This is a genomic window from Rhizobium sp. SEMIA4064 (assembly GCF_003025035.1).
GTDB lineage: Bacteria > Pseudomonadota > Alphaproteobacteria > Rhizobiales > Rhizobiaceae > Rhizobium > Rhizobium paranaense.
In genome coordinates, this window is record NZ_PYJN01000019.1 from 640,258 (window position 1) to 652,500 (window position 12,243).

Here is a 12,243-nt window from a genome sequence, read left to right on the forward strand (position 1 = left end):
CAATATCCGAGGAGGACAGCATGATTTCGCGCTTCTTCATCGAGCGGCCGGTGCTCGCGAACGTTCTGGCGCTTGTCTTCGTCCTCATCGGCGCGGTCGCGCTCTTCCAATTGCCGGTCGCGCAATATCCAAATGTCGTCCCGCCGACGGTACAGGTGACAACGCGTTATCCCGGCGCGAGCGCGAAGACCCTCATCGATACGGTGGCACTGCCGATCGAACAACAGGTCAACGGCGTGCAGAATATGCTGTACATGCAGTCGACGAGCGCCAGCGACGGCACCTATTCCCTGATAGTGACCTTCGCAATCGGCACGAACGCCGACCAGGCGCAGGTCCTCGTGCAGAACCGTGTCGCCATAGCCATGCCTTCGCTGCCGCAAGCCGTTCAGCTACAGGGCGTCACGACACAGAAGAAATCGACGTCCATTCTCGAATTCGTCAGCCTCACCTCGCCGGACAGCCGGTATGACAGCCTTTTCCTGTCCAACTACGCCGTGATCAACCTGCAGAACGAGCTGGCCCGCCTGCCCGGCGTCGGCAATGTCTCGGTGTTTGGCGCCGGCCAATATGCCATGCGCATCTGGATGAACCCGGACCTCCTGCAAGCGCGCGGCCTGACGCCGCAGGACATCATCAACGTCGTGCAACAACAGAGCCAGGAAGTGACGGCCGGTCAGGTGGGCATACCGCCCGTGCCGCCCGGCCAGGATTTCCAATATACGCTCAACGTCAGCGGGCGCCTGAACGACGCCATCGATTATGAGAATATCATCGTCAAGGTCGACCAGCAGAATGGCGGACGCATCACGCGCATTCGCGACATCGGTCGCGTCGAGCTCGGCGCCCAGACTTACAGCCAGTCCTTCATGCAGAACGGGCACCCTGCAGCCGGCATCGGCATTTTCCAATTACCGGAAGCAAACGCCATTGCCGTCGCGAAAAGCGTCGCCGCCAAGATGGCAGAGCTCTCGAAGAGCTTCCCGCCAGGCCTTACCTATCAAGTTCCGTTCGACACGACCAAGTTCGTGACGGCCTCGATCGACGAAGTTTACATAACGCTGGTGGAAGCCGGCATCCTAGTGCTCGTCGTCATCCTCGTCTTTCTTCAGGATTGGCGCGCAATGCTCGTGCCGGCGACAACCGTTCCGGTGACGATCATCGGCGCCTTTGCGGCAATGGCGGCGCTCGGCTTCACCGTCAACCTCTCGACGCTGTTTGCCATTGTTCTTGTCATCGGCATCGTCGTCGACGACGCCATCGTCATCGTGGAGGGTGTCACCCGCCATATCGAGGGAGGAATGCCGGGCAGACTGGCCGCCGAAAAAGCGATGGACGAGCTGTTCGGCCCCGTTATCGGCATCACACTCGTCCTGATGGCGGTGTTCATTCCAGCCGCCTTCCTCCCCGGTCTGACGGGCCAGCTTTACAAGCAATTCGCACTCGTCATTGCCGCGACCGCTTTCATCAGCGCCATCAATGCAATGACGCTCAAGCCGACGCAATGCGCACTCTGGCTGCGCCCGCCTGTGCCGCCCGAGAGGCGCAACTTTTTCTACCGCGGCTTCAACAGGGTCTACGATCGGGCAGAACATGCCTATGCCAGGCTAATCAGCGGCATGGTTCATCATAGCGGCATTGCCGTCCTCGTTGCCTTGGCGCTGATTGGCGTTGCCGTGTGGGGGCTCACGCGCCTGCCGACCGCCTTCCTGCCGGTCGAGGATCAAGGCTACGTGCTGATCAACGCCCAGCTTCCCGACGGCGCCTCGAAGGAGCGCACCGATGCAGTCATGGAACAGGTCGGCAAGATTGCGCAACAGACGCCCGGCGTCGACCAGGTGCTGACCATCAGCGGCATTTCCATTCTCGACAACAGCGCGAGCCTGCCGAATGCCGGCGTCGCCTATGTCATCCTCAAGGATTGGGGTATCCGCGGCAAGGAAAAGGGACAGGACCTGCTGTCGATCTACGAACATCTGAACGGCGCCCTGCAGAATATATTGACGGCAAAGACGCTGGTGGTCGTGCCCCCGCCGATCCAGGGCATCGGCAATGCCAATGGCTTCACCATGCAAGTCGAGATCCGGAACGGCAATTTCGACTTTCCACTGCTGCAGGGTCTGGCCGATACCATCGTCAAGAACGGCAATGCGCAGTCGGCGCTGCAGCGGCTGAGCACATCCTTCCGGGCTGATGTTCCACAGCTCTCCGTTACCGTCGATCGCATCAAGGCGGAGACGCTCGGCGTGACCGTCGGACAAGTCTTCTCAGCGCTTTCGGGTTACGTGGGATCAAGCTACGTGACGCAATTCAACAAATTCGGGCGCACCTTCCAGGTCTATGTGCAGGCATCTCCCGATTTTCGTGTTCGCCCCGACGATATCCGCAACCTGAAGGTCAGGGCCGGCGACGGCACCATGGTGCCGCTCGGCACGGTGATAGATGTCACCAGCATGCAAGGCCCATCCCTCATCAGCCTCTATAACCTCTATCCGACCGCCACGATCGTCGGCGGAGCCGCCAAAGGCTTCAGTTCCGGACAGGCGCTCGATGTCATGGAACAGATCGCCGACCGCACGCTGTCGCCCGGATCTGGCTTCGAATGGACTGCCCTGTCCTATCAGGAAAAGGCTGTCGGCGGTCAGATCTATTTCATCTTCGCCCTTGCCATGCTTCTCGTCTATTTCGTGCTCGCCGGCCAATATGAAAGCTGGATCCTGCCATTGGCGGTGCTGCTGGCGGTGCCGCTCGCCCTGCTTGGGACGGTGGCAGCTTTGAGCGCTGCCGGCGTCGCCAATAACCTCTACACGCAGATCGGCCTCATCCTGCTGATCGCACTTGCCTCGAAAAACGCTATTCTCATCGTCGAATATGCGCGGGAGAAACGCGAACAAGGCATGGAAATTCTGGATGCGGCGGTCGAGGCGGCACGCTTGCGCTTCCGGCCGATCCTGATGACATCCTTCGCTTTTATCCTCGGTGTCGTGCCGCTGGTACTTGCGACAGGCGCCGGCGCATCCGCCCGCAAGTCGATCGGCATATCCGTCTTCAGCGGCATGATCGCCTCGACCTGTCTTGCCGTGCTTTTCGTTCCCTCGTTTTATGTCGTGTTGCAGCGTATCGAAGAACATAGGAAACGCCGAACAGTCACGCAGCCGGTTTCGCAAGCCGCGGACTGAGGGCAGATGCTGTCTGGATGCGGATGTAACTATCCGATCAGCCAGCGCTATGCGCCACGCTCTACGGCACGACCACTCGAACATAGGCGCCGCCGCTCTTGGCATAATAGCCAGATCCGCAACGGTAGTAATAGCCGCCATAATAGGCTCCATAAACGCAGCCCGGCGGCAATACCGCAATGACGGTGGTCGACGGCGTTCCCACGATAACGCGGCGCGTCGTTCTGCGGGCGACACCGGCATAGGAAAGCGGGGTCAAGGGCCGGCCGATGACGGCGCCGGCGGGTGTGGCGAAATCTAACGACAGCGGCATCAATGCGCCCGGCTCGACATTGACATCGGCGAAAAGGAAAGCGCCCGCCAAGCCCGCAGTGAGCAATAATCTTGGAAATCTCATTTGCTTTCTCCCGCATCGGCAGGCGCAGGAAGCTCATCGAGCGACTGGAGTTCGCTGAGATCGACCTTCTTCGCGCTGGTCGGAATATCGATGTTGTAGGAAACGGCAGCCACATCGGAGCCGCTCTTGAAGTCGCTGATCTCCAACGTGTATTGCGGTGCTTGGGCGACGTGCTTGCTGGTGATGACGTAGCGCCGCGGTATCGGTATTTCTCCGGTTTGTATCCAGATCTGCCAGTCGATTTCAGGCGTCCGGAAGGTGAGATATTCACACTCGACACCGTCGACGAAGGCGCTGGAAATATGTTTGGCGACGGTCACATCCGACATCAGCAGACCGTAGACATCCGTTGACAGCAAGTCCGCGCCCGGCGCCTCGACACCGGCACCCACCAGCCGGTCAAGCAGGTCGTCCACCGACCCCTTGGCATCGATCTTGGCATAAGCATCGAGATTCTTGCCATGCACAGTCAGTGTCGAACCATCGAAGCTTACATCCACATCGGCAAACCCGCCGGTCCTCGTGATCCTGAGCTTGTCGGGACGCGTCAGGCTGGCAGTGCCGGAACTGACGAACTGCAGCTTCTCAAAATCCGGCGTCACTGCCTCGAGCGAGGATTGATAATGAAATGACATCGTCCTCTGCGCCGCCAGATAGTCGGACATGGCTTTCAGAAGATCCTTGGCGTCATCCGCCCATGCCGCCGTGGGCAAGGCGCAGCAGAGGCCGAAAGAACTTAAAATCAGCAGTCGTTTGAATTTCTGAAGGTACGAAATCGATGACATGGCAACACCTTTCGTTTGGGTCATCGTTGATCCATCGAATGTGCAGGCTGCCAGTCTCGGCAGGCCCGTATCGCTCAAGTTCCCATGAAATGTCGGTCTGCGATTTCTGAAGACCGTGGACCGCGACGTTGGAGCTACACGCGTTCCTTTGAACGCACAAAAATCCTATCCGCTTGAAGGTGAATTCGCCTGAAGCGGGACACTCGGAGAGAAGCGACACTCTATAACCCGCTGGTCAACACCCTCTGGCATACGGGAGACAGCCGCTGCATATTGTTCCGCAGGCAGGCAATACCCCTGCCCCCGCCGAGCGGCACGGAGCGGCAAAAAGCGCGGAAGTCCGGCCCGCACGTCCGATGCAGGACGATTAATTCTTCGCGCGGTGAGAAAGATGGCATCCCTGCACGCGCACCGGGCATCGCCGCCGCGCCACCCCCTGCCGGCGCCTGTGCAGCACCCGCGGGCGCCGAAGCGCCTCCCAGAGCCGCAACTGCCTGCTGACAAGATGGGGAAAGAGTTGCACTGTGCTGCTGTAGGCAGGCAAGCGCCTGGGAACCGCCCGGCGTCACACCCGAGCACTGCGCCATGAAATCAGACCGGCAGGCCGATTTCACCGCATTGCGCTGCGCCTGTGTCGGCTGGGCCGCTGGCGTACCAGCGGCGGCCGCACTGGATTGCGCCGGCGCCGTTGCCGGCGTTTCGGCGGGCGTAGCAGCACTGGACTTCTTTTTGGTCCCGTCCAAAGCCGATACGGCGCTACGGCAGGCGGGAGAAAGCGTCGCGCTATGCTGTTGCAGGCAGGTCAGCGCTTCCTTGCCGCCCGGCGTCACGCCTGAACATTGTGCTATGAAATCGGAACGGCATGCCGATTTGATAGCACTGCGCTGCGCATCGGTCGGTTGTTGCGCATGAGCGACGCCGGCAGAAAGGCAGAACACCCATAGCAAGGCGCAAAGCATCGTATATGCCGACAGAGCGTATTGCCGTCCACACGGGGCGGCCGCCAGAAAAGACGCAGATTTCCCCATTGTCTCCCCCACAAAAGAAAAACTTTCGCGCTTATCGCAAAACCTGTCAGCCGAAGTAACGAGATCGAAAAAAGGATGAAATGGAAGCTACGTGCGGCCGATATGCAGAGGCATCGCGACTACTCCTGAGTTACCATACCAGAGATATTCGCGAAGAGGTAGTCTAGCAACGTATAGTCCTTTGGCGGTAATCACTCACTCAATGGGAATTTCAAAATCTATAGCATTCTCCCTGCCTGCGCCTGCACCAACAAATTTGATAGGCAATCCATATAGCGCGGCCAGATGTGTCTGCCTCGGGGACTAGCTCAGACGTTACTGTGAACAGCGACCAGCGTGTGGAGATGCAGCGACCGTAAACAAGGGCTCGTCTTTCCATAAGGCGTCCGACAACATTTCCCGTGTGCCGAGATCGAACACTGAACGCATATAGGGTTCGTTGAACGGATCGGTCATATCGTAGGGAAGCTGGCAATCTATCGACGCCACATGGAGGTTGGCTTCAGTCCGACGAGTATAGCCGTACAGGGCCATTAGAGAATCTCGTTCCTGCGCCTTGACCAAGGTGGAATATGCCCTTGCCATCACATTCAAGGTGCTGCCGTTCGTATTCGAAAATTCGGGGATCAGAGCGTTATTGACGATGACATATAGGTTGAATTGATCTCGCTTCTGCCGAGGCGGATGGTTTGCCGACGCAAGGACCGCGTACGGCAATGTAAGAATCTGCGACGAGGAGCCTCCGTCCGAATGGAGCTCCTGGAAGTCGTGACCATTTGCATGCACTTTTATCAAGACGGCCGGATAGACGCCTGGAATGCTTGCCGATGCGATGAGCACATCTTGGAAGAGCTGGAGCGCACCCGGCTGATGGCTGGCCGCAATGGCGCCCATATTCCAGATCACTGCGCGCTGGGAATCCAAATTCGAGGTCAGCACAAATAGCCGCCTGCCCTTCATATGTTCCTTCGCAACCTGCTGCAGGATATCCGCTGTAACGTAGCGTCGTATCATGTTGCGAAGCACCTCTCCTCTGAGAAGGCTTTCGCTGAGCATTTTGTTTGGAAACAATCTCCGGTCGACAAGGCTCTTGGCCACGCCGCTGGTGTACAGGTCTTTCAGCAGGTCGTCATAGGATGAGCCGAGATATGCGAAGGGCGCAATAAGCGCACCTGTGCTGACGCCGCTGACGACATCGAATTCCGGTCGCGATCCCTTTTTCGTCCAGGCCGATAGCACACCAGCGCTGAAAGCCCCCGCAGCGCCACCGCCGGAAATCATCAGATAGTTTCGCTGCGCCGCAGCCGGCTGCAGATCAAACGCATCCTCAAGCGACTTGGTATCCTGATCAAGATAGGACCTGACGTTCGGGAATCCCGGTATCTCGGCAAGGGTCGATTGCACCTGGTCATATTGCGGGCGCGTGGTTGCAACACAGCTCGATAAGAACAGGGACGCCATCATCACCGAAAGGAATATGTTACGACAATTTCCTTTGAGGACGGGCAACTCCGGTTCTCCGAGTTAATTTGCAGGATCGTTCGACAGCCCGGATTGATGGCTGCAGAGGCGGCCCTACCGCAGCGACAGAGCAGTGGTTCAGTCGTTCGTAAAATGACGAGATCAGGCGATCTAACTGTTTTGGCAGTTCAATTTCATGAGACGAAGCGTCTTTGGCGTTCTTGGAAGCGGTTGATTACCGCCACCAGTCTTCCCGCCTTCGCCGTGTCAAATCGCTCTTGTGACTTTTGCCCGCCGCTTTCCTGTCACCCTTCAGGTGATCCATGTAGCCACCCAGGACGCTGTTGATGAAAACATGAGATTTTGCGCGGTTCGAACCCAGCAGCTTAAACCTTGCTTCCTTGTCCTGCTCCATTTGCTGGGCGATCTTCCAGAAGACAAAGCTGTCGTGGCTTTCTTTCATCGCCAGAAAATAGCCGGACGAGTAGATGCGTTCGAAACGGTCCGCGAAGGTCAATATTTCCCGATGGTGCAAATTGTACCCCACCCATCCGCATTCGGGGTAAATCCGACGATTAAGGTAGGCGGCAAGCTGCTCCCCTCTCGGCGCAATTCTGTCGACTAGGCTTCGCGGAACGTCCCTATGGGTGACCGTATCGGCATCCAGCCATATCAACTGATCAACCGTCTTCCGGTATCGCCGGATCGCATCGGTGACGGCGAAGACCTTGTTGGAAAAGCGGACGGCATCCCACCGATAATCACGTTGCAGACTGGACCCGGATAAACAAATTCCGTTGGCTAGCGGATTGTCGGCAAACGCCTGGCGGAATTCGAGCAGCCGCGGGAGAGCTTCACTATGATCCAAGATCTGAAGCCTGCAATCCTTCTCTTCGACATCAACATCCTCAGCATAGACCAAGAGCGTAATGTCCTCGGGCCAATGCTTGAGAAAGGTCTCAATGCATCTTTTCCCATAGTCGCGATAACCCTTTTCGTGAAAGGTCGTCACGACAACATGCCTTAGCTGTTCTCGCCGCCACAGATTTGGGAAAAACATCGGCAATCAGGCTCCGCAATAAATGTTTTTGTCCGTCAGAATTGACTAAAGCGATTGAGCGGTCCCCGCTCTGAATGGAGCCTCGATGTTTAGATGATTGCCGGCAGTCGAGAATGTCTGAATGTTTCCTCGCAATGACATTTGTGAGAAATGTTGTTGCTAGATCTGTGTGTCGGACGATGGTTCGGCTGGATGCGGTAACGCCGGGCTGCGGCGCTGACCGTTACTTGTGCCTGTTCGGAGCGGCGCCATTGGACGCTGGGTGTCTGTGCTGCGGGCGCGTCTTTATGTTGGCGAGGGCCATTTGATATCGTCGCCGCGACGGCATCCTAAAAACGCAGAAAGCCCCGTGTGGGGCTTTGTGTGTGATCTTTGGCGGCTTTGTTGTGTGGAAGGAAGCTGGATTGGTTGCGGGGGCAGGATTTGAACCTGCGGCCTTCAGGTTATGAGCCTGACGAGCTACCGGGCTGCTCCACCCCGCGCCATCCGAGCAAACCGCTTGCGGTTTGTCCGCCCTCGAGCGAACTGCTTTGCAGTTCGTCTCGACGCAGCAAGCCTTACGGCTTGCGTCATCCGAGCAAATCCGGAGGATTTGTCCGTGTTAGGTGGGCACCTTTTGGAGCACACCTGTTTTCGAGACAACTGTATTTGGGTCTCGAAGTCGTATTTCCAGAAGCGACAAAGGCCGCTTGTTAGCGGCCTATTGTAACACGGCTAGGCCGTTTGTTGATCAGAGAAGATTGTAATCGGACAAACCCTATTGGGTTTGCTCGGAAGTTGCGATTGGCAGACCTGGCAGCGACCTACTCTCCCGCGTCTTAAGACGAAGTACCATGGGCGCAGGGGCGTTTCACGGCCGTGTTCGGAAAGGGAACGGGTGCAGCCACCCCGCCATAACCACCAGGTCGGCAAAGCGCAACTTTGAATGAGAAGCTGGATTTTTTAAACACGTCGTTGGATGCGTTTTCGGACAAAGTCCGCAAGCGCAGAGCGCGTCGCCGGCAGTCCGGCGCGCCGTCCGCAGCATAGGGTCGAAGACCCGTACATGCGTGAGGACAAAACTCATTGCAGATGAACGTTTACGTTCGTCTGATGAGCATGAGCAATGGGAACGATCAAGCCAATCGAGCTATTAGTACCGGTAAGCTTCATGCGTTGCCGCACTTCCACACCCGGCCTATCAACGTGGTCGTCTACCACGGCTCTGATAGGGAACACTCGTTTTCAGGTTGGTTTCCCGCTTAGATGCCTTCAGCGGTTATCCATTCCATATATAGCTACCCTGCTATGCCCTTGGCAGGACAACAGGTCCACCAGAGATATGTCCATCCCGGTCCTCTCGTACTAGGGACAGATCCTGTCAATATTCCTACACCCACGGCAGATAGGGACCGAACTGTCTCACGACGTTCTGAACCCAGCTCACGTACCGCTTTAATTGGCGAACAGCCAAACCCTTGGGACCTGCTCCAGCCCCAGGATGCGATGAGCCGACATCGAGGTGCCAAACAACCCCGTCGATATGGACTCTTGGGGGTCATCAGCCTGTTATCCCCGGCGTACCTTTTATCCGTTGAGCGATGGCCCTTCCACGCGGGACCACCGGATCACTATGACCGACTTTCGTCTCTGCTCGACTTGTCAGTCTCGCAGTCAGGCGGGCTTATGCCATTGCACTCGACGACCGATTTCCGACCGGTCTGAGCCCACCATCGCGCGCCTCCGTTACTCTTTCGGAGGCGACCGCCCCAGTCAAACTACCCACCATACACTGTCCCGGATCCGGATGACGGACCGCGGTTAGACATCCATGACGATAAGGGTGGTATTTCAAGGATGGCTCCACAAGAACTGGCGTCCCTGCTTCAAAGCCTACCACCTATCCTACACATGCCGACACGAATGCCAGTGTAAAGCTATAGTAAAGGTGCACGGGGTCTTTCCGTCTGACCGCAGGAACCCCGCATCTTCACGGGGAATTCAATTTCACTGAGTCTATGTTGGAGACAGCGGGGAAGTCGTTACGCCATTCGTGCAGGTCGGAACTTACCCGACAAGGAATTTCGCTACCTTAGGACCGTTATAGTTACGGCCGCCGTTTACTGGGGCTTCGATTCAGAGCTTGCACCCCTCCTCTTAACCTTCCAGCACCGGGCAGGCGTCAGACCCTATACGTCGTCTTGCGACTTCGCAGAGCCCTGTGTTTTTGGTAAACAGTCGCTACCCCCTGGTCTGTGCCACCCTCACATGCTTGCGCACATAAGGGTCACGCTTCTTCCGAAGTTACGCGTGCAATTTGCCGAGTTCCTTCAACATAGTTCTCTCAAGCGCCTTGGTATACTCTACCTGACCACCTGTGTCGGTTTCGGGTACGGTCTATACGGTGGAGCTATTTCCTGGAACCGCGTCCCTGCAAGATCAATCCAATAAGACCTTACAAGTTGAGCAATCCGTCACTACCACCAGGCCCACGAATATTAACGTGGTTCCCATCGACTACGCGTGTCCGCCTCGTCTTAGGGGCCGGCTAACCCTGCTCAGATTAACTTTAAGCAGGAACCCTTGGTCTTTCGGCGAGAGGGTCTCTCACCCTCTTTATCGTTACTCATGTCAACATTCGCACTTCCGATACCTCCAGGATGCCTCACGGCTGTCCCTTCACTGGCTTACGGAACGCTCCGCTACCACTCCTCAAAGAGGAATCCTCAGCTTCGGTGCATGGCTTTAGCCCCGTTACATTTTCGGCGCAAAGACCCTTGACTAGACCAGTGAGCTGTTACGCTTTCTTTAAATGATGGCTGCTTCTAAGCCAACATCCTGGTTGTTTTGGGATCCTCACATCCTTTCCCACTTAGCCATGACTTGGGGACCTTAGCTGGAGGTTAGGGTTGTTGCCCTTTTCACGACGGACGTTAGCACCCGCCGTGTGTCTGCCGAGTAGTACTTCCCGGTATTCGGAGTTTGGTTAGGATCAGTAAGACGGTGAGTCCCCATAGCCCATCCAGTGCTCTACCCCCGGGAGTATTCGCTCGACGCTCTACCTAAATAGATTTCGCGGAGAACCAGCTATTTCCGAGTTTGATTGGCCTTTCACCCCTAGCCACAAGTCATCCCAATCTATTGCAACAGATGCGGGTTCGGTCCTCCAGTTGGTGTTACCCAACCTTCAACCTGCTCATGGCTAGATCACTCGGTTTCGGGTCTAATGCAACAAACTATATCGCCCTATTCAGACTCGCTTTCGCTTCGCCTACACCTACCGGCTTAAGCTTGCTTGTTACACTAAGTCGTTGACCCATTATACAAAAGGTACGCCGTCACCCTTGCGGGCTCCGACTGTTTGTAGGTATCCAGTTTCAGGTACTATTTCACTCCCCTTGTCGGGGTGCTTTTCACCTTTCCCTCACGGTACTGGTTCACTATCGGTCATGCACGAGTACTTAGGCTTGGAGAGTGGTCTCCCCATGTTCAGACAGGATTTCTCGTGTCCCGCCCTACTCTAGGACAATAAAGCTATCTACGCGTACGGGGCTGTCACCCTCTACGGCAAACCTTTCCAGGTTCTTCCACTTTAAACTTCATTGCCACTGGCCTGGTCCGCGTTCGCTCGCCACTACTTGCGGAGTCTCGGTTGATGTCCTTTCCTGCAGGTACTTAGATGTTTCAGTTCCCTGCGTTCGCTTCTTACACCCTATTTTATTCAGGTGAAGATACCTCATAACAATGCTTAGAAACCTGAAGTGTTTCTCCAGCCACCAGACCGTTGAACCTACGCCGCATCAGCGGCGACGGCCCTTGGCCTTGCGAAGCCCAAACGGCTTCGATCCCCGTCCCTCGAAAGCTCGAAGGAAGAGATCAACCAGTCAACAATTCAGATTTTCTAAGCATTTAAGGTGGGTTGCCCCATTCGGAGATCCATGGATCAAAGCTTATTCGCAGCTCCCCACGGCTTTTCGCAGCGTATCACGTCCTTCATCGCCTGTGCATGCCTAGGCATCCACTAAATACCCTTACGACACTTGATCGTTCTCATTGCCAATGCTCATCATCTCGTTGTCGTTTCCATCAGGAAACGGCAACAGACCGGGTTACCTTTTACAACCCAGCCTATCAACAATGCCATCGACGTGTTCGATAGATCTGCTTTATTGGAGCTACGCCGAGCAGCTCGCTTGCAGTCTATCTTAAGACCAGCTTCTCGAGATTTGATCCGATACCGCGCGGTCAGGCAACGGTAATCCAGTCGTCCGTCAGAGGCCTTCGAAGAAGGCCAACAACAACGACCCAGAGCGACAAGCTTCCTTCCTACCTCCGGTCTCTCCACCATATCCGG

The 12,243-nt window shown here is 56.3% G+C and carries 6 protein-coding genes, 1 tRNA gene and 2 rRNA genes; 1 reads left to right on the top strand and 8 read right to left on the bottom strand.

Features of this window, described 5'->3' with window-relative positions:
- Positions 1–20: 20 nt before the first annotated feature.
- On the top strand, positions 21–3,179 hold the full coding sequence (locus C9E91_RS16795) for an efflux RND transporter permease subunit (protein ID WP_107109389.1): 3,159 nt from the start codon (positions 21–23) through the stop codon (positions 3,177–3,179).
- A gap of 61 nt (positions 3,180–3,240) precedes the next feature.
- Here the strand turns inward: C9E91_RS16795 and C9E91_RS16800 are convergent, their stop codons facing one another.
- From C9E91_RS16800 to C9E91_RS16835, 8 genes are all read right to left on the bottom strand, one after another.
- Positions 3,241–3,576 (bottom strand): hypothetical protein, encoded by a 336-nt coding sequence (locus C9E91_RS16800; protein ID WP_107109390.1) that lies wholly within the window; start codon positions 3,574–3,576, stop codon positions 3,241–3,243.
- A complete protein-coding gene (locus tag C9E91_RS16805) occupies positions 3,573–4,361 on the bottom strand; it encodes a DUF2092 domain-containing protein (protein ID WP_107109391.1) in 789 nt (262 codons plus the stop codon). Before C9E91_RS16805 ends, C9E91_RS16800 begins: the two co-directional genes overlap by 4 nt.
- A 221-nt stretch (positions 4,362–4,582) precedes the next feature.
- On the bottom strand, positions 4,583–5,389 hold the full coding sequence (locus tag C9E91_RS16810) for a hypothetical protein (protein WP_107109392.1): 807 nt from the start codon (positions 5,387–5,389) through the stop codon (positions 4,583–4,585).
- Between the two features lie 315 nt (positions 5,390–5,704).
- Complete coding sequence (locus tag C9E91_RS16815) at positions 5,705–6,898, bottom strand: patatin-like phospholipase family protein (protein ID WP_245407509.1); 1,194 nt, start codon at positions 6,896–6,898, stop codon at positions 5,705–5,707.
- A gap of 187 nt (positions 6,899–7,085) precedes the next feature.
- The gene (locus C9E91_RS16820; protein WP_245407510.1) at positions 7,086–7,862 is read right to left on the bottom strand and encodes a hypothetical protein; all 777 of its coding nucleotides are present in this window, start codon (positions 7,860–7,862) and stop codon (positions 7,086–7,088) included.
- 453 nt (positions 7,863–8,315) lie between these two features.
- Positions 8,316–8,392, bottom strand: a tRNA-Met gene (locus C9E91_RS16825).
- Positions 8,393–8,700: 308 nt separating this feature from the next.
- Positions 8,701–8,815 (bottom strand): 5S ribosomal RNA (gene rrf / locus C9E91_RS16830).
- A gap of 206 nt (positions 8,816–9,021) precedes the next feature.
- Positions 9,022–11,935: ribosomal RNA gene (locus tag C9E91_RS16835) — 23S ribosomal RNA — on the bottom strand.
- Positions 11,936–12,243 lie beyond the last annotated feature (308 nt).